The sequence below is a fragment of the Streptomyces sp. NPDC050504 genome, assembly GCF_044458065.1.
Classification (GTDB): Bacteria; Actinomycetota; Actinomycetes; order Streptomycetales; family Streptomycetaceae; genus Streptomyces.
Map to the genome: position 1 here is coordinate 295,590 of NZ_JBITHO010000009.1, position 18,283 is coordinate 313,872.

Genomic DNA, 18,283 nt, shown 5'->3' on the forward strand with positions numbered 1-18,283 from the left:
CCGGCCGACGGTCAGCGCCTGAAGCCGCCCTCCGAGTCGATGACCTGGCCGGTGATCCACGCCGCCTCGTCGGTGGCCAGCCAGGCGATCAGACGCGCCGGATCGTCCGGCATGCCCCAGCGTCCGGCGGGGAAGCGGGCGGCGACCGCGTCGTAGGCGTCGCCTTCCAGGTAGTCCGTGTCGACCGGTCCCGGGTTGACGGTGTTGACGGTCGCCAGTTCGTCCAGCGCGGTGGCGAGCGTACGGGTCGCCGACGCCAACGCGCCCTTGGCGAGGGCGTACGCGATCTCGTGCGGCATGCCGCCCGCGTTGTCCTGGCCCGAGGTCATCATCAGGACGCGGCCGCCCGGGGTGCCCGCGGGGAGCGCGGCGCGCAGCCTCGCGTACGCCTGGACGAGCAGGACCACCGAGCGGGTGTTCGTCGCCCAGTGCGCGTCCAGCATCCCGGCGTCGATCGCGTCCAGCGTGCCGTCCGAGCCGCTCAGCGCGTGGTTGGCGACCAGGATGTCGATCCGGCCGCCGAGCGCGCCGGCCGCGGTGTCCAGGAGTGCGGCGGGGGCGCCGGGGGCGGTGAGGTCACCGGGGCCGTGGGCGACGGACGCGTCCGGGTCGGTGAGGCAGTCGCGCACTCCCGCGGCCACGGCGTCGGGGGAATCGGCGCCCCAGGGCAGGGCGGCGTCGTGCGGGACGTGGTGGTGGAGGTAGACGCTCGCGCCGTGGGCGGCGAGCCTGCGGGCCACCGCGTAGCCGATGCCGCCCCTGCGGCTGGCTCCGGTCACCAGCGCGGTGCGGCCGCGCAGCGGGAGCGGGTCGCGGCGGAGGTCGGCGGGGGCGGGGTGCGGGAGTCGGGGCATGGTTCGCCATCCTGCTGCCAACAGGGCGCGGCCGCCACCGCATTGCGCTACGACCGCGCCCCGGCCTCAGCAGCCGCAGTCCTCCGCGTCGAGCGGCGCCGTCAGCGGGTCGGCCTCGCGGCGCGCCTCGCCCTCCCAGGTCTCGTAGGCGAATCCCTCCCGCGCCCAGTACTCGAAGCCGCCCAGCATCTCCTTGACCTGGTAGCCGAGTTGGGCCAGCGCCAGGGCGGCGCGGGTCGCGCCGTTGCAGCCGGGGCCCCAGCAGTACGTGACCACGGGGACGGACTTGTCCAGCAGTTGCTCGGCCTGCGCGGGGATGAAGGCGGTCGGCAGGTGGATCGCGCCGGGCACGTGGCCCTGGTCCCAGGAGGCGGTGTTCCTGGTGTCGATCACCACGAAGCCCGGGTCGCCGCCCGCCGCGAGCGCGGACGCCACGTCCGAGACGTCGGCGTGGAAGGCGAGGCTCGCGGCGAAGTGGGCGGCGGCCGCCGCAGGTGCGGCGGGCGGCACCCGGAGCACGGCGTTGGGAGCGGCCGCGGTGGTTGCGGTGGGCTGCGCTGTCGTCGTCATGGCCAAAAATCTACGGTCAATGATCATCCGCTTGAAGGGACGTTCCCCGGCTCATCTCTTGATCTGCCGGGGAATCCCCTGTTGTCTGTCGCCATGACCGACTATTCCCCGGACGCCACGGATTGGCGCATCCTGGCGGCGCTACAGAGCCAGGGCCGCGCCACCTTCGCGGAGCTGGCGCGCGAGGTCTCGATGTCCGCGAGCGCCGTCACCGAGCGGGTGCGCCGCCTGGAGGAGGCCGGGGTGATCTCCGGCTACACGGCGGTGGTCGACCAGGAGCGCCTCGGGCTGCCGATCCTCGCCTTCGTACGGCTGCGCTACCCCAACGGCAATTACAAGCCGTTCCACGATCTGATCGACGCGACGCCGGAGATCCTGGAGGCGCACCACGTCACCGGCGACGACTGCTTCGTGATCAAGGTCGCCGCCCGTTCGATGCGCCACCTCGAAGAGGTCTCGGGGAAGATCGGCGCGCTGGGGTCCGTGACCACCAGCATCGTCTACTCCTCGCCCCTCCCCCGGCGCGCGATCAGCCACTGACCCGGTACGGAGTCAGCGGCCGGTCCGGTACGGGGTCTGCGGCCGGTCCGGTGCGCGGTCAGTCGCCGGTCCCGGACGTGCGGTGCCGCACCGCCGAGCCGTCCCGCTCCTTCACGACCTCCAGCTGAACGGGGATGCGCCGCCGCAGGTCGGCGACGTGGCTGACGATGCCCACGCTGCGGTCCCGCTCGCGCAGCGAGTCAAGCACGTCCAGGACGTCGTCGAGCGTCTGGTCGTCCAGGCTGCCGAAGCCCTCGTCGATGAAGAGCGTGTCGAGGCGTACGCCGCCGGCCTCCTCGGTCACCACGTCGGCGAGGCCCAGCGCGAGGGCGAGCGAGGCGAAGAACGTCTCGCCGCCCGAGAGCGTCGCCGTGTCGCGCTCGCTGCCCGTCCAGGCGTCCACGACGTGCAGGCCGAGCCCGGAGCGCCTGCCGCCGCTGCGGGCGTCGGAGTGCACCAGGGTGTAGCGGCCCGAGGACATCTGCTGGAGCCTGGCCGTCGCCGCGGCGGCGACCTGTTCCAGGCGCGCGGCCAGCACGTAGTACTCCAGGCGCATCTTGCGTTCGTTCTCCGCCGACGTGCCCGCCGTGAGTCCCGCGAGGCGCGCCACGCGGTCGTACTCGGCGCGCAGCGGGCCGAGCCCGTCCGTCTCGCGCAGCGCCCGCCGGGTGAGCCCGTCCAGCTCCGCGCACCGCTCCCGGGCGGCGGCGAGCGCCGTCCCGCCGGCGCGCAGGGCGCTCTCGGCCTCTTCGAGCACGGCGTGCGCCGCCCGCGGTTCGGCTGCGGGCTGTCGTGCGGCCTCCTGGGCGTCGGGGTCGTCGAGCCGGTCGGCGACCGCGGCGGCCTCGGCCTGCCAGAGGTCGATGCGGTGCTGGAGGTCCCGCTGCTCCGGGTCGCCGAGCAGCGTCGCGGCGGCCTGGGCCGGGGTGTCGAACCCGGCCTTGAACGCCGCGTCGGCGAGCCGGTCGTCGGCCTCCTTCAGGCGCCGCGCCGCCTCCTGTTCGCCGCGGACCGCGTCGGCCGCGTCGGTGAGCAGGGCGACCCGGTGCTCCAGCAGAGCGGCGTGGTCGGCCACGCTCCGGCCGCCCGCCCTGACCTCGGCCAGCCCTTCCTCCAGACCGGCCCGTTCGCGCTCAAGCACCTCGCGCCGCTCCGTACGGGCGGCGGTCCTGCGCTCGGCCTGCCGGTGCGCGGCGAGGCGCTGGTCGTGCTCCGCCTCGGCGCGGCTCAGCGCCTCGCGGGCCGCGTTGGTCCCGGCGGCCAGCCGCCGCGCCTCGCCGTGCTCCCGCTCCAACCGCGCGACCAGCTCGGACAGCTCCGCCACGGTCGGTTCACCGCCCGCCCCTACGGACCGGGCGCCCTGTTGCGAACCGCCCTGTGCGCCCGGTCCCGAGGAGGCCGGTTCCGGGTCCCCTTCCGCAGAGGCGGCTCCTGGGCCCCCTTCTGCTCCCGGTTCCGTCGCCAGCGCCAGCTCCCTGGCCGCCGCGTAGTCCTCCCGTACGGCTCCGAGGGCGCGCTCCGCATCGGCCCGCGCCGCGTCCGCCCGCTGGTGCGCCTCGAACGCCTCCTCTTCAGCCGCCCTGTCCACGTGTCCGGCGCCCGCCCGTGCGGGCCGCGGGTGCTCGGCCGAGCCGCAGACCGCGCACGGCTCCCCGGCGACGAGGCCCGTCGCCAGCTCGGCCGCGATGCCCCGCAGGCGCCGTTCCTTGAGGTCGAGCCAGCTCTCGTGGGCGCCGTTGGCGCGCTCGCGGGCGGCGGTCAGCCGTCGTTCGGCGCTCCCGGTCCTGTCGGCCAGCGCGTCGCGCCGGTGCGCGGCGTCCAGCCTCCGGCGGGCCGGGCCGAGGCGCCCCGCCAGGGTCTCGGCCGTGGTCGCCGCGTCCCGGGCCGCGTCGGCCCGCTCCTGGAGCGCCGCCCTGGTGGCCTCCCAGCCCGCGAACCAGCCCTCCGCCTCCCGCAGGAGGTCGTCGTCGGCGCGGCCCTGGCGCTCCAGGGTCGCCAGTTCGGCGCCGATCTCCGCGCTGCGCCGCTCCGCGCGCCTGGCCGCCGCGAGACCGCCCAGCTCTTCGCGCAGCTTGCGCTCCAAGGCCGCCAGCTGTTCGGTCCCCGCATCGGCGAGGGACTCGTGGAGCAGCACCCTGGTGCGCCCGCGCGCGTCCCTGGCCGCCGTGTGGTCCCGGTCCGCCGCCTCGCGCAGCGCGAGCGCGGGTGCGACCCGGTCCGCCCTGCGGGCCCGCTCCAGCCTCTCGGTCAGCGCCTCCCACTCGGGGCGCCGCTCCTCCAGCTCGTCGGCGCGCCGCCGCGCGTCGGCGTACCGCTGCTGGAGCGCCGCCAGCTCGCGCTCCTCCTCCAGCGCGCGCGCTGCCCGCGCCTGCCGCTGCTCCGCCGCGGTCACCGCGCACCTCGCGATGTCGCGCCGCTCGCGCGCGCCCGCCCGCGCCACGGCCGCCCATTCCAGGACGGCCCCGGCGAGCCCGGGGCTGCCGGGCTGCACGTCGGGGAAGGGCTGTTCGGCCGCCGCGGGGCCGCCCGCCTGTGCGATGCGCTGGGCGACCGCGATCAGCCGTTCGTCGCCCGCGCGCACCTCCTGTTCGGCGGCGCGCCGCAGCTCGGCCAGCCGCTCCTCGACGGCGGCGAACCTGCGGGTGTCGAAGAGCCTGCCGAGCAGCTTGCCCCTGGCGTCGGCGTCCGAGCGCAGGAAGCGCGCGAAGTCGCCCTGGGGCAACAGCACCACCTGGCAGAACTGCTCCCTGCTCATCCCCATGAGCTGGTTGATCTCTTCGCCGATCTCCTGGTGGGAGCGGCTCAGCGCGCGCCACTCGGCCGCCTCCGCGTCGTACTCGCGCAGCCAGCTCTGGGCCTTCTCCGTGGTGAAGCCGTCGCCCCGCTTCTTCTTGCGGAGCTGGGCGGGGCGGCGGGTGATCTCCAGGCGGCGCCCGCCGACGGTCAGGTCGAGGACGACCTCGGTGGAGGTGCCGGGCTGGGCGTGGTCGCTGCGCAGTGTGGTGCCGGGGCTCTGCCGGGCGCCGGGCACGGCGCCGTACAGCGCGAAGCAGACGGCGTCGAGGACGGAGGTCTTGCCCGCGCCGGTCGGGCCGTGCAGCAGGAACAGTCCGGCCGACGACAGCGCGTCGAAGTCCACTTCCTGTTCCGCGCCGAAGGGTCCGAAGGCGGTGACGCCGAGCCTGTGCAGCCTCACCTGGTCACCTCGCGCGCCGTCCCGTCGACCCGCACGTCGTCGAAGGCGCCGCGCAGCACCGCGCGCTCGCTCTCGTCCAGACCGCTGCCGCCGCGCACATGGCTCACGAAGTCCTCCGCGATCTGCTGGTCGTCGCGCCCGCGCAGGCGCTGGGCGTACGAGGTGTGGGGGTCGTCCGCGCTCTTCTCGGGGGCGAAGACCAGGCTGAGGGTGCCGGGGAAGCGGGCGGTGAGCCTGGCCATCGGCTCGTCGGGGCGGACGGGGTCGGTGAGGGTCGCCTCGACCCAGGCGACCTCGTGCTCGGCGAGCTCGGGGTCGGCCAGCAGTTCTTCGAGCCGTCCGGTGACGCGGGCGAGGGGGCGGGGCACGGGGCAGTCGATCCGCTCGGCGGCCACCTCGCCGTCCGGGCCGAGGTCGACGAGCCACATGGTCTTGCGGTGCCGCCATTCGGAGAAGGAGTAGGCGAGCGGCGAGCCCGAGTACCGCACGCGGTCGGAGACGCGCTGGCTGCCGTGCAGGTGCCCGAGCGCCACGTAGTCCACGCCGTCGAAGACCCCGGCGGGCACCGCGCTGACGCCGCCGACGGTGATGTCGCGCTCGCTGTCGCTGGGCTCGCCGCCCGCCACGAAGGCATGGGCCAGGACGACGGAGCCGGTGCCGGGCGGACGCTCGGCGAGGTCGGCGCGGACCCGGTCCATGGCCGCCGAGAGCACCGCTTCGTGGTGCGCCTTGTCGACCTTGAACTCGTCGCGGACGAGGGCGGGCTCCAGGTAGGGCAGGCCGTAGAAGGCGACCTCGCGGTCGCCGTCGGGCAGCAGCACGGGCGTGGCGCACCCTGCGGGGTCGGTGCGCAGGTGGATTCCGGCGCGCTCGATGAGGCCCGCGCCGACGCCGAGCCTGCGGGCCGAGTCGTGGTTCCCGGAGATCATGACCGTGGGCACGCCCGCTTCGGCGAGGCGGTGCAGCGCCCGGTCGAACAGCTCGACCGCGGCGAGCGGCGGCACCGCGCGGTCGTACACGTCGCCCGCCACCAGGACCGCGTCCACCTCGTGGGCGCGGACCGCGTCGACCAGGTGGTCGAGGAAGGCGGCCTGGGCGTCCAGCAGGGACACGCGGTGGAAGGACCGCCCCAGGTGCCAGTCCGACGTGTGCAGAAATCTCATGATCCCGAGGTTAACCGGGGCCACTGACACCACGGACGGCTTCCGCTTTTTCAGGGGCGCTCAGATCTTTCCGGGGCGCTCAGGTCTTTCCGGGGCGCCGGTTCTTCCGACGCGCTCAGACGTCGCCGTACGCCTCGCCGCCCAGCTCCAGCACTGCCGTGCCCGCCGTGGCGTCCGCGAGCCAGCCCCTGAACGCGTCGACGTCGGCGTCGGGCAGACCGATCTCGATCGTGACGGCGGCGCCGTACGAGACGTGCCGCACGGCCCGTCCGGTGGACCGCAGGTCGTTCTCCAGCTTTCCGGCCCGCTGGTGGTCGACGGTGACGGTGGCCAGCCGGAAGCGCTGCCTGGTGATCGTGCCCAGCTCGTCCAGCGCCTCGCCGACCACTCCCCCGTACGCCCTGATGAGCCCGCCCGCACCGAGCTTCACGCCGCCGTAGTAGCGGGTGACGACGGCGACGGCGTAGCGCACCTCGCGGCGCAGCAGCATCTGGAGCATGGGCACGCCGGCGGTGCCGCCGGGTTCGCCGTCGTCGCTCGCCTTCTGCACGGAGGCGTCGGCGCCGATCACGTACGCGTAGCAGTTGTGGGTGGCGGTCGGGTGCTCCTTGCGCACGCGCGCGACGAACTCCTGCGCCTCCTCCTCGGTGGCGGCGGGCGCCAGCGCGCAGAGGAAGCGCGAGCGGTTGATCTCGCTCTCGTGCACGCCCGCACGGGCGACGGTCCGGTACTGCTCCTGCATTCCGCCACCCTATGCGCCGTCCCGACGGGACGGTGAATCGGGAATGCCCGGTGCGGGCCTTCCGTTGTCCCGGCATGTACGCAGACGCAGAGACGATCCGCAGGATCCTCAAGGACACCGGCGACACGTGGGCCGTGGTGGGCCTGTCGAACAACGAGGCGCGGGCGGCGTACGGGGTCGCCGACGTGCTCAAGCGCTTCGGCAAGCGGGTGGTGCCGGTCCATCCCAAGGCCGAGACGGTCCACGGCGAACAGGGGTACGCATCCCTCGCCGACATCCCGTTCCCCGTGGACGTCGTGGACGTCTTCGTGAACAGTTCGCTGGCGGGCGCGGTGGCCGACGAGGCGGTCGCGGCGGGCGCCAAGGCCGTCTGGTTCCAGCTCGGGGTGATCGACGACGGCGCGTACGAACGGACGCGCGCGGCCGGTCTGGACATGGTGATGGACCGCTGCCCGGCGATCGAGATCCCCCGGCTGGGCTGACCCGAAGACCCTGCCGTCGCACTTCGCGAACGGCTGGATCGGCGTGGCGGCGAGGACCGGGAAGCAGACGGTGGTGACGCCACGGCTCGGCTCCCTGTCCCTGGAGAACGCCGCGCGGTCCCTGGAGGCCGCCGCGCGGCAGCTGGAAGCGGCCAACTCCGCGGAGTCCCCCCAGCACCTGGAGTTCCGCCAGGTCCGCCGACCACCGGGCGACCGTCCCCTCCTGCCAAGCCCTCTCCGCGGGTCGGCGGGCGGTCTTCCACTCCCTGCTGCGGTCCTGCGCCGTCGAAGCGGTGAGGGCGGGGGCGGTGGCCGGACACGGCCCATGACACACGGATCGGGCATGAGTTCACCTTTTACCCAAGCCCTTCGGAGAGGACAATCCGGTGGGTAGCATCCGGGAACTGCCCCGGCGACCGGAGGACCCGAGCCCACTTGTCCGTGCCCTGCACCACCGAAGAGCTGTTGACGTCCCAACTCCGCGCCCTGGGAGTGACGGAGGGGGGCGTCCTCATGGTGCACGCGTCGCTGCGTGCGCTGGGCCGTCCGACGGGCGGCGCCGACACCGTGCTCCGCGCCCTGCTCGCCGCCGTCGGCCCCACCGGGACCCTGGTGGTCCCCTCGTTCACCACGGACAACTCCGACTCCTCTCCCGAGTTCCGCAAGCGCGTCGCCGGGCTCGACGAGGCGGGCGTCCAGCGGGTGCGGGAGACCATGCCGCCCTTCGACGCGGGATCCACCCCCGCGCCGCTGATGGGCGTCCTGTCGGAGACGGTCCGGCTGTCCCGCGAAGCACTGCGCAGCGACCACCCCCAGACGTCGTTCGCGGCGCTGGGGCCGTACGCGGAGAAGATCGCCTCTGCCCACCGCCCCGACTGCCACCTGGGCGAGGACTCACCACTCGCCCGACTGTACGAACTGGACGCACAGGTGCTGCTGCTCGGCACCGGCTACGACCGCTGTACGGCGTTCCACCTCGCGGAGTACCGGGTGCCCTCGGCGCCGTACCGCAACTACAGCTGTGTGATCACCGAGGGGGGCGCGCGCACCTGGTGGACCTACTGGGACGTCGTGCTGGACGACTCGGACTTCGCGGCGCTGGGCGCCGACTTCGAGCGCGAGGTGCCGGGCGCGGTGCGCGCCGGACAGGTGGGCGAGGCGCACTGCCGGCTGCTGGGCCTCCCGGACGCGGTGGACTTCGCGGTGCGGTGGATGCCCACGCACCGCACCCCGTAGGGCCCGTCGCCGCCTTCCCGTCCGTCGTCGCGTTCCCGTCCGTCGCCGCGTCGCCCTCCGCCGTCCGGAACCGTCCGGGGTCTGTACCAACCCACTGACGGGCGCCCATACTTGCCGCGTGCCGAGCGCACGACGTACGGGGGAGGCATCGCCTTGGGGGAGCTGATTCGTACCGCGGACGGGCGGAGCCTCGCCGTGGAACAGTACGGGAGCCCGCACGGCAGGCCGGTCTTCCTGCTGCACGGCACGCCGGGCAGCAGGCTGGGCCCCGCACCGCGCCCCTCCGTGCTGTACCGGCTCGGGGTGCGGCTGCTCGCCTTCGACCGGCCCGGGTACGGCGGTTCGGACCGGCTGAGCGACCGCAGGGTCGGCGACGGAGCCGCCGACGTCCGCACGATCGCCGACGCGCTGGGGATCAGGGACTTCGCGGTGGTCGGCCGGTCGGGCGGCGCGCCGCACGCGCTGGCCTGCGCGGCGCTGATGCCCGAGCGGGTCACGCGGGCCGCCGCACTGGTCCCCATCGCGCCGCAGGACGCCCCCGGGCTCGACTGGTTCGAGGGAATGACGGAGTCGAACGTACGCGAGTACCACAACGCGGCGGTCGGGCGCCGTCGGCTGACGGCGACCCTCGGCCGGCGCTCCAGGTCCATCACGGCCGACCTCGCCGCGTCCATCGCCGAACTGCGCGACCGGCTCCCCGAGTCGGACCGCACGATCGTCGCCGACGCGGGGATCCAGTCCATGCTGGAGCGGAACTTCGCCGAGGGGCTGCGCAGTTCGGCGGACGGCTGGGTGGACGACGTGATGGCGTTCAGCACCGGTTGGGGCTTCGAGCTCGCGGACATCAGCGCGCCGGTCTACCTGTGGCACGGCGAGGACGACATCTTCGCGCCGGTCCAGCACACCCGCTGGCTGGCCGAGCACATCCCGGGCTCCGAGCTGACGGTGGAGCGCGGTGCCGCGCACTTCGGCGCGCTGCGGGTGCTGACGCGGGTGCTGAGCTGGGCCATCCGCCAGCACCCGCGGCCCTCGACGGCGTCCAGGACGCACTGAGACGACACCGCGGCCCCACGCCCCACGCCCCAGCCTCGAACCGAACCGAACCGAACCACCCGCCCCGTCAGATCTGCTGGGGCTCAAGGTCCCGGCTGACCCGCCGCCGGGCCCTGATCGCGTCGGTCACCGGATGCGTTTCGCCCAGCACGTGCGGCGCGTTGCCCAGCACGTCCTGCCACAGCCGCTGGGCCTCCTCCCCCCGCCCCGCCGCGCGCAGCGTGACCGCGAGGTTGGAGCGGCAGACCAGCACGTCCGGATGGTCGGGTCCGAACCTCTTGCGCAGCCCTTTGATCACCGCCCGCTCCCACTCCTCGGTGCGTTCCAGGTCGCCCAGGTCGCCCAGTGCGTTGGCCAGGTTGATCGCCGCGCAGAGGGCGAACGGATGCTCGTCGCCCAGCGCCCGTGCGAGCGCCGCACGGGCGAACTCCGCGTGCCGCGCCGCCTCGCCGGCCTCGCCGAGCGCCCGCTGGTAGATGGCGGTGTTGCCGATGCACAGCATGGTGAAGGGGTGGTCGGTGCCGAAGGTCGCCCGGTACCCCTCCAGCACCTCGGTGGCCAGTGCGTACGCCTGCGGGTGCTCGCCCGCCACGAACTGGTCGGCCGCGAGGTTGAGTCCGCAGGCCAGCCCTTCGGGGATGGTCGTGCCGTACCGGTCGCGGTAGCGGGCGTAGGTGACTTCGGTGAGGCGCCGCGCCTCCGCGTACTGCCCCGCCTTGCGCAGCGAGACCGCCAGGCTCTTGGCCGTGCGCAGCACCTCGGGCACGTCGGGGTTGAACACCTGCTGGAAGGCGTCGCTCACCTCCCGCAGGATCTGCACGGAGCTGGTGTAGTCGCCCAGCTCCCGCAGGTCGCGCGCGAGGTGCCCCTTGGTGATCAGGGTGTACGGGTGCAGCGGGCCGAGCAGTGCGGTCCTGCGCCGCACGGTGTCGTCGTCGAGCCGCCGCGCGGCCTCGCTGTCGCCGGTCAGGCGGAAGTCGATGGCGAGGTTGTTGGCCGACGCCAGGGTCCTGGGGTGGTCCTCGCCGAAGATCTCCCGGAAGCCCTGGTAGTTCTTGAGGTCCATGGCCAGCGCCTCGTGGAAGCGCCCCAGGGCCCGGTGGTCGGCCGCCACGCTGCCCGAGGTGATCAGGATGCTGGGGTGGCCCTCGTGCAGCACCTCGGTCTGTTTGGCCAGGGTGCCCTCGTCCATCGTCCAGGCTTCCTGGTACTGCCCCTGCGAGCGCAGCACGTTGGCCAGCTCGAAGCGGAGGTTGAGGGTCTGCTTGTCACCGCCGCCGAGCAGTTCGTTGGTCCAGAAGTCGTTGAGCTGGACGCCGAGGGAGCGGGCGCTGTGCAGGTCGCCGCGCTTCCACAGGTAGCGGATGCGGTCGACGAGCAGTTGGCGCGGCTCCTCCTCGTCGCAGGTCCTGACGTTGGAGGGGCCCAGGTGCGGCCAGATCAGCTCGAACTTGGGCCAGTTGGCCGGGTCGTCCACGGAGCCCTCGGGCGGTCGTGCCTCGGCGAGGATGCGGTGCACCTCGTGCATCGTCTCCTCCTGCTCGGACTCGCTGAGCCCGGAGCGGACGGCCGCCTGGACGAGCCGGTGGACCTGGATGCTGTTGTCGGCGGGGTCCACCTTGGCCAGGGCGAAGCGGTTCAGCGCCTGGGTGACCTTGCCCAGCATGTAGCGGTCGCGCAGGTCGGCGTCGTACGGCAGCAGAGCCTTGATCATCGAGTCGCTGCCGATGAGGCTCATGGAGATCGGCTCGGCGGCGAAGAACGAACAGAGCTCCAGCAGCCGGGCGGCGGCCTTGGACTCCTGGCGCAGCCGCGCGATGGAGATGTTCCAGGTCGCGCCCACCGACTCGGGGTACTCGACCGCGTTCATGGCCTCCTTCACGGAGAGGACCTTGGTGCCGTGCTCCTTGAGCTGTTCGACGTACTCGTCGACCGGGGTCGCGGTCGCCTCCAGCCAGGCCGCCGCCACCTCGATGGCCAGCGGCAGGTCGCCCACCGCGTCGGCGACCCGGTCGGCGTCGCGCACGTGCAGCCCCGACACCCTGCGGCACAGCAGTTCGACGCTCTCCTCGCGGGTGAAGACCTCCACCTCGACGGGCTGCACCAGGGGCGAGGTGGGTTTGGCCCGGCAGGTGACGAGGACGTGCCCGTAGACGCCCTCGGGCAGGGGCCCGGTCTCGTCGGGGAACGTCTCCAGCGCCCGGTCCAGGTCCTCGACGTTGTCGAGGATCAACAGCCAGCGGGCGTACGGCGCGCCCTCGCGCAGCGCCTGGAGCGCGGACCTCGCCGCCTCCGCCACGTCGCCGCCGCCGCCGAGCTTCATCCGCCCGGCCAGTTCGGCGAAGGAGGGCACGACCATGTCGGGCTGTTCCACCTCGATCCACCAGACCAGGTCGTAGTCGGCCTTGAAGCGGTGCGCGTACTCGCGTACGAGCTGGGTCTTGCCGACGCCGCCGAGCCCGTACAGCACCTGGGGCATCCGCTGTTCCGACGGCGCGTCCCCGCCCAGTTGGTTGCGGAGCCTGTCGAGGACGGAGGCGCGGCCCGTGAACCACTTGTAGCGGGGCCTGACGTTGTTCACCTGCGGGCTGGTCTCGGGGAACCTGACGGCCGCGGTGCCGATGCCGGGCGTGCCCAGCGCTTCGGTCCTGTCGAGTCCGGTGAGCAGTGCGCGGACCGCGCCCGCCTCGTCCAGGCGCACCAGGTCGATGAGGCCCCGTCCGGTGTAGGGGTGCGCGAGGCGGATGTCGCTGACCCGTACGGGCGTCACCCGGGGCCTCCCCTCGCCGCCCAGGCCCGCGACGGCCTCCCAGGCTCCCCTGGCGGTACGGGAGTTGATGAACGACTGGGAGACCACGCCGAGCACGTGCGCGTCCGCGGCGTCGTCCCGTCCCTCGCCCGCCTCGCCCGGCGTGCGGACGTCGACCGGTTCGACGGGGAAGCCCGAGCGGGCGAGCACGTCGGTGAGCCAGTCGGCCCACATGCGGTCCTCGGACACGTAGTAGAGCAGCAGCTTGGAGAGCTGGGCGGGGCGGCGCCTGGTGTAGGCGTGGACGTACTGCATGCGCTTGGGCTCGCCCACCGGCGGCAGGCTGGTGATCCGGCCCTCCGTGACGACGGAGGTGAGGCGTTCGCAGGAGGTCAGCATGGAGCTGGCCACCTTGGGCGCGTCGCCGAACGCGGCGAGGATCTCCTCGTACGCGTAGAACGGGCGGTACGGGATCTCCACCGAGCCCCAGTACTCCGCGAGTTCCTCCCCCTCCAGGCCGAGCGGCAGCCCGGTGAAGCGCTCCCTGGCAAGCGCACGGCCCGCGTCGACCTTGTCCTTCTCGCCGTAGTCGATGCGCATCGCCACCGGCAGGATGCGGATGCCCCGGTCCCGGTAGCGGTCCCCGATGTCGTGGGCGACGGCCGCCGCGCCCTCGATGCTCTGGTCGCTGAGCGTGAAGCAGACGACGAGGGTCTGCGGCATCTGTACGGTGCAGATGTCGGCGAGGTCGCTGAGTCCCGTACGGCTGTCGATGAGGGTGTAGTCGTAGTAGCGCTGCATGTCGGCGCGCATCGCGTCGAAGAACTGGCCGCCGCCGTAGCTGGCGTAGAAGAGGTCCCAGTCCATGTTGCCGACGATGGAGTAGTCGCGCTGGCGCTGCCCCGCGGAGAGGAAGTCGAGGCTGCCGCCTTCCGGGAAGGGCCAGTTGACGGACATGGCGTGCGGGCGCACCCGGGCATAGGAGCGGTGCCAGTCGGGTGCGCGTCCCGGGACCTCTCGTAACGCCTCCTGTCGGTAGTCGTCGATGAGGTTGATGAGCCCGGGGGTGGCGCGGAGCAGGACGGGGTCGAGGAAGGGGTGGAAGAAGCGGTGCAGGCCGGGTGCTTCGAGGTCCCAGTCGACGGTCAGGACGCGGTGGCCGTTGGACGCGAGGATCCAGGCGACGTTGGCGAGCGCCATCGTCCGTCCCGTGCCGCCCTTGTACGAGTAGAACGTGATCACGGTGCCATTGCGATCGGTCATCGAGATGCCCTCCGTCAGTCCCGCTCGTCGACGCGGCGGCCGAGGTCCTCCGGCCCCCTCACCCGGGGTCGTGCGCTCGGCTCCCCCTCGGGGGGATAGGTCTTGGCGTGTGCGGCGTAGTAGTCGGCGGCCTGCCGCACGGCGGCCGGTAACTCGGTCCCGAACGCGGGAAGGTTGGGGATGCCGCCGTTGACGGACCGGTGTCCCGAGCCCTCGGCGGTGCGCGGTGCGAGCAGGCTCTCGGTGAGCGACCTCAGCTCGGCCTCGCGTCCGGGCGGTACCGGGTCGTCGGCGTTCCACGGGACCATGACGCTGATCCAGGGGCGCTTGCGGGAGCAGAGCCGGTGCAGGATCTCCCTGCGCTGCGGGGAGTCGAGCGCCCAGCGGTCGAGCAGCAGCAGTCCGGGAGCCCGGGGCGGGCCCGCCTCCAGCATCCGCTCGGCGTCCCACTCGAAGTCGCCCACGTGGACCTGGTAGTTGAGGTTGCCGACCAGGGACGCGGCGTGCTCGCTCAGGGGTCTGGTGGAGTGCGGGTGGTACGGGTTCCAGTCCTGCGGCAGCTGTCCGTAGCAGTCGGCCGACCGGTCCTTCGGCAGGTCGGCGCGCGAGCAGGCGAGGACCGTCACGTCGAACTGCCGGGAGTGCCCGCCGAAGGAGCTGGGCAGCGACTCGTACTGGCGCAGGGGCTCGCTCTCCTCCAGGGCGCTCTCGCGGGCCACCCGTACGATGCGCTTGGCGAGCTGGTAGACCGCCTTCTCGTACTCCTTCTGGAAGTAGGAGAGTTTGATCAGTCCGTAGAAGCCCTCGTCCGCGTAGTCCCTGCCGAACTCCTCGTGCTGGAACTGGAGGTCCTTGGCCGGCTGCGGGAGTTCGGCGGGGGCGACCGGGACCCAGAGGGCCGGAATGATCGCGCCGGGGGACCTGCCGTAACTGCGCACCTGTTGATCGGCCTGCCGCTGGGAGAACACCCACCACTCCCGGCCGCACTGCTCGCTCTCGAAATAGCGGGGCGAATACAGGGGGATGAAGACCTTGCAGCGGGCCAGCATCTCCGAGAGCCGGTCCGGCCATTTCTCCCCGACGTGCATCCCCTGGTCCATGAACCCCGCCTGCACCCCGGGAGGCAGCGTGGTCATCTGCAGGATGTCCGCGCACAGGTCCGTGTACAGCTTCTTCACCCAGGCGTTGGGATCAGCGTCTCCCGGGTCATTCCTGGGAGTGTGGGCATAGCTCAGGAAGAAATACGGATTCCTGTCGCCGCCGGACGTAACAAAATCCGCCAAGGCCGTCCCCCCGGCTCACTGTCGTTGGCTTCCCAGTGTAGGAAGCGCTCCTTCTCCCGGGGAACAGAACGAACACATCGTTCCCGCCCGGTTTTCCCCGGGCCGGGTTCGGACACGGACGGTCAGCCGTCGCCCTCCGCCCGTCAACTACCGTTTCCGGCTGTCTTTTATTGATCGTCTATTGATCGTCAATGGATACGGTCGCTCTCCCAGGCCCTGCGGTGCCGCAGGGCGGCGGCCCGGCCCTCCGCCCGTGCGCGCGGGTCCACCGGCACGGCGAGCCGTTCCCCGACGGCGGACCGCATGCCGGCCACGAAGCGCTCGCCCTCTGCGGTGAGGGAGCCCGATCCGGCCAGCGTCTCGACCGCCTCGGCGGTCTGGTCGCGCCAGCGGGCGAAGTGCGCGGCGGCTTCCAGGGCCGCCGCTTCCTGCCGGGCGCCCGCCCCCGGCCCGGCGTACGCGCCGCCCCGCGCCTCCGCGCCACCGCCCCCGCCCCCGCTCGCGCCGCCGCCCTCGGCCTGGCGCTGACGGGCGAGCCAGAAGTCGATCACGGCGAGATGTGCGTACGTCCCCTGGAGCAGCCCTTCGAGCGGCCTCGGGTCGGGCCGCCACGGCGCGTAGAACAGGCGTTCGTCCGACGGGTCGAAGAGGTCGACCAGGTCGAGTACGGCGCCCAGTTTGACGTGCTGGAACTCATGGACGATCAGCGAGGCGAGCACCTCGGGCGACGCGGGCCGCGCGATGCCCACGGCCCCGAAGGAGTGCCGGGCCGCGGCACTGACGTCGAACCCGTCGGACGCGCACAGCGGCGTGATGGCGCGCAGTCCCGCGGCCACGCCCGGCGCGTAGCCGGGGAGCCGGTGGCGGATCCACTCCCAGGCCGCGGCGGCCTCCCGCGCCCAGGCGCGGCACCCGTCCGGGGTCAGGCGCGGGGCGGGGGGCCACTCGTGGACGTCGCGCCAGGGGTCGGTGTCCTCCAGGACGAGGGGCCAGCCGTCCGGCCCGATCCGGCGCAGGGGCTGCCAGACGCCGATCCCTCCGACGCTGTCGGCACGGTCGTCCTTCCACCGTACGCGGGTGAGGAGTTCGCCACCCGGGCCCAGGACCCGGAATCCGGCACCGTCCCCGGCAACGGACACCTCGCCGTACGCTCCCGGCTCCCCCTCCGTGTCGTCGAGCCACAGGGCGCCGAGGGTCGGCAGGCGCAGCACTCCGTCGTGGACGGGGACGGTGACGAGGCCGTCGTGGCCCGCGTGCAGGGCGGCAGCCGCAGCGACCTCGGCGAGCCCCCGCCGCGTCGACTCCCCCGTCGCGTCGCCCTCTTGGAGGCAGCGGACCATCCAGGGCCTTACGTACGGATGGGCCAGGACGCGGTCCACGGAGCCCGGCGCCGACGCGTCGAGCTCCACGAGCAGTTCCCAGGCGGCCGCGCCCGGGGAGGCGGCGGCCGACCTGCTGCGGGCCCACACCTCGGCCAGCAGGTCGCGGTTGATCTGGAGCTGCCGTTCGGCGAGCCGTTCGACGGTCTCCCCGCCGCCCAGTCCTGTGGCGAGTTCGGCCAGTTGGGCGTCGGTGATGTCGGGCTCCCGGGCCTGGGGGGAGGGGGCGGTGCGGTTCCTGATGTCCTCGACGAGTGCGAGGAGGTCGGGGCAGAAGACGGACGGGTTGTCGAAGCCGCTGCCGTCGCCGCGGTACCGGTGGGCGTAGAGGCCGCCGCCGCAGAGGTGCACGACGGGGCAGGCGCGGCAGGTGGCGCAGAGCCCCCGGAGGCCCTGCCTGCGGGCGGCCGTGCCGGGGTGGGCGGCGACCTCGTCGAGCGAGTGGGTCCACACGTCCATGCCCGTGGCGGGCGCGCCGTCGTAGGCGGTCTTGAGCGAGTCGGCCTGTTCGTAGCTGCCGTCCGTTTCGATGACCACCACGTCGGCGGGGGCCAGTCCGAGCGATTCGGTGAGGCTGCCGCCGCCGCGCAGGGTCAGGTCGACCGACTCGAAGAGCCGTACGGGCACGGGCCGCCCCTGCCCGTCCCAGCGCCGGTGGACGGCGCCCAGCCAGTCGGCGTACGGAGTGGGGCCCGCGCCCTCGGGTCTGGGCGGCGGCGCGTCCCACGTGGCGTGCGGCAGCAGGAAGTCCACGCGGGGCGGATCGAGCGCCACCAGCGCGTCGTAGACCGCGTGCGGGTCGCTGCGGACGTCCACGGTGCAGAGCAGTCCGGCGAACAGGTGGCGGTAGCGCGGCCTGTTGAGCAGCGCCACCGCCCGGAGCGCCTCGTCGTGGCCGCCGCGCCCGTCCGCGCACCCGCGGTGGCGCTCGTAGGCGGCCCGGTCGCCGTCGAGGGACACGCCGACCTCGACGCCCAGTTCGGCGAAGAGGTCGCAGAAGCGTTCGTTCAGAAGGGCGCCGTTGGTGCGGATGCCGATGTCGAGGGGGGCCACGGGGCCGACGGAGGAGTGCAGTTCGGCGACGACGGCGCGCAGCCCGGCCCGGCCCGCGCGCAGCGGCTCGCAGCCGTGGAGCACGATGCGCACCGCCTCCGGCCGGTGCGCAGCGGCGTGTTCGGCGATCCTGCGCGCGACGACGGCCGCGGTGCGCGGGGACATCGCCAAGGGGCGGCCCGCCCGGCTCCGGTCCGCGTGCTCATGGACGGATCGGTGGCCGCAGGCGAGATCACACCTGCTGTGGACCTTGAGGACGAACTGACTCAGTGAGGGCCCCCGTGCCGGCGGGGGTTCCGGTGGAGGAGCGGACCGACCCATGGCGGTGCAGTCGGGGCGTCAGATGCAGATGGCGATCTGGACGAACGCTACGGGAATCCGGCCCGGCCCCCTGTCGGCGGAAGGGGGCGACGGGACGGGGTCGGGCATCCCTGCCGACGATCCCCCTCTCCGTGCGGCCAGTTCCGCCAGGGGCACGCGCTCCGGACCGAGCGGCCCGGGAACCGTCGCCTGCGTGGTGGCCGTTGCGACGAGGGAGGTGTTTCCCACTGCGGGTCCCTTACCTTCATTTCAGCCCAAGCCGTCAGGACCAGGCACTGCCGAGTCCCGAAGGGCTCGGGTGATGTGCGTCTTCTTCACAGGGGTGTCGGACACCCCCATGCGCGAATCATCCACCACGATTCCCCCACGGTCTCCCGGGACCCTCCGCCGTTCAGCCGC

At 73.2% G+C, this 18,283-nt stretch carries 12 protein-coding genes; 4 read left to right on the top strand and 8 right to left on the bottom strand.

Annotated elements, in window-relative coordinates:
- Positions 1-11: 11 nt before the first annotated feature.
- Complete coding sequence (locus tag ACIBNE_RS31605; protein ID WP_399277628.1) at positions 12-854, bottom strand: SDR family oxidoreductase; 843 nt, start codon at positions 852-854, stop codon at positions 12-14.
- Positions 855-920: 66 nt separating this feature from the next.
- Positions 921-1,424, bottom strand: coding sequence for a rhodanese-like domain-containing protein (locus tag ACIBNE_RS31610; protein ID WP_399277629.1), 504 nt, complete (start codon positions 1,422-1,424; stop codon positions 921-923).
- Positions 1,425-1,517: 93 nt separating this feature from the next.
- On the opposite strand from ACIBNE_RS31610, the gene ACIBNE_RS31615 reads away from it, so the two are divergent.
- Positions 1,518-1,964, top strand: coding sequence for an Lrp/AsnC family transcriptional regulator (locus ACIBNE_RS31615; RefSeq protein ID WP_399277631.1), 447 nt, complete (start codon positions 1,518-1,520; stop codon positions 1,962-1,964).
- Positions 1,965-2,022: 58 nt separating this feature from the next.
- On the opposite strand, the gene ACIBNE_RS31620 is transcribed toward ACIBNE_RS31615, so the two are convergent.
- From ACIBNE_RS31620 to ACIBNE_RS31630, 3 genes are all read right to left on the bottom strand, one after another.
- Positions 2,023-5,160 (bottom strand): AAA family ATPase, encoded by a 3,138-nt coding sequence (locus tag ACIBNE_RS31620; RefSeq protein WP_399277633.1) that lies wholly within the window; start codon positions 5,158-5,160, stop codon positions 2,023-2,025.
- A complete protein-coding gene (locus tag ACIBNE_RS31625; protein WP_399277635.1) occupies positions 5,157-6,323 on the bottom strand; it encodes an exonuclease SbcCD subunit D in 1,167 nt (388 codons plus the stop codon). The genes ACIBNE_RS31620 and ACIBNE_RS31625 overlap by 4 nt, the downstream gene beginning before the upstream one ends.
- Positions 6,324-6,438: 115 nt before the next feature.
- A complete protein-coding gene (locus ACIBNE_RS31630; protein ID WP_399277637.1) occupies positions 6,439-7,065 on the bottom strand; it encodes a YigZ family protein in 627 nt (208 codons plus the stop codon).
- Positions 7,066-7,139: 74 nt separating this feature from the next.
- On the opposite strand from ACIBNE_RS31630, the gene ACIBNE_RS31635 reads away from it, so the two are divergent.
- The 3 genes from ACIBNE_RS31635 to ACIBNE_RS31645 all read left to right on the top strand — a co-directional run bounded on the left by ACIBNE_RS31635 (position 7,140) and on the right by ACIBNE_RS31645 (position 9,836).
- Positions 7,140-7,547 (top strand): CoA-binding protein, encoded by a 408-nt coding sequence (locus ACIBNE_RS31635; RefSeq protein WP_399277639.1) that lies wholly within the window; start codon positions 7,140-7,142, stop codon positions 7,545-7,547.
- 435 nt (positions 7,548-7,982) lie between these two features.
- Positions 7,983-8,783: an aminoglycoside N(3)-acetyltransferase gene (locus ACIBNE_RS31640; protein ID WP_399277641.1), complete on the top strand. Its 801-nt coding sequence runs from the start codon at positions 7,983-7,985 to the stop codon at positions 8,781-8,783.
- Positions 8,784-8,936: 153 nt separating this feature from the next.
- Positions 8,937-9,836 carry an alpha/beta fold hydrolase gene (locus tag ACIBNE_RS31645; RefSeq protein WP_399277642.1) on the top strand — a complete coding sequence of 300 codons (900 nt, stop codon included), beginning with the start codon at positions 8,937-8,939 and terminating at the stop codon, positions 9,834-9,836.
- A gap of 67 nt (positions 9,837-9,903) precedes the next feature.
- On the opposite strand, the gene fxsT is transcribed toward ACIBNE_RS31645, so the two are convergent.
- The 3 genes from fxsT to ACIBNE_RS31660 form a co-directional block, all read right to left on the bottom strand.
- Positions 9,904-13,848 carry an FxSxx-COOH system tetratricopeptide repeat protein gene (fxsT, locus tag ACIBNE_RS31650; RefSeq protein ID WP_399277644.1) on the bottom strand — a complete coding sequence of 1,315 codons (3,945 nt, stop codon included), beginning with the start codon at positions 13,846-13,848 and terminating at the stop codon, positions 9,904-9,906.
- Positions 13,849-13,862: 14 nt separating this feature from the next.
- On the bottom strand, positions 13,863-15,131 hold the full coding sequence (locus tag ACIBNE_RS31655) for a TIR-like protein FxsC (protein WP_399277646.1): 1,269 nt from the start codon (positions 15,129-15,131) through the stop codon (positions 13,863-13,865).
- 188 nt (positions 15,132-15,319) lie between these two features.
- Entirely contained in the window at positions 15,320-17,884 is a 2,565-nt protein-coding gene (locus ACIBNE_RS31660; protein WP_399277648.1) for an FxsB family cyclophane-forming radical SAM/SPASM peptide maturase, read from the bottom strand.
- Positions 17,885-18,283 lie beyond the last annotated feature (399 nt).

Bases quoted from the DNA above. Each gene is read 5' to 3' on its own strand.
- fxsT (WP_399277644.1), bottom strand. From the start codon at position 13,848: ATGACCGATCGCAATGGCACCGTGATCACGTTCTACTCGTACAAGGGC.
- ACIBNE_RS31605 (WP_399277628.1), bottom strand. From the start codon at position 854: ATGCCCCGACTCCCGCACCCCGCCCCCGCCGACCTCCGCCGCGACCCG.
- ACIBNE_RS31625 (WP_399277635.1), bottom strand. From the start codon at position 6,323: ATGAGATTTCTGCACACGTCGGACTGGCACCTGGGGCGGTCCTTCCAC.
- ACIBNE_RS31660 (WP_399277648.1), bottom strand. From the start codon at position 17,884: ATGGGTCGGTCCGCTCCTCCACCGGAACCCCCGCCGGCACGGGGGCCC.
- ACIBNE_RS31615 (WP_399277631.1), top strand. From the start codon at position 1,518: ATGACCGACTATTCCCCGGACGCCACGGATTGGCGCATCCTGGCGGCG.
- ACIBNE_RS31635 (WP_399277639.1), top strand. From the start codon at position 7,140: ATGTACGCAGACGCAGAGACGATCCGCAGGATCCTCAAGGACACCGGC.
- ACIBNE_RS31630 (WP_399277637.1), bottom strand. From the start codon at position 7,065: ATGCAGGAGCAGTACCGGACCGTCGCCCGTGCGGGCGTGCACGAGAGC.
- ACIBNE_RS31610 (WP_399277629.1), bottom strand. From the start codon at position 1,424: ATGACGACGACAGCGCAGCCCACCGCAACCACCGCGGCCGCTCCCAAC.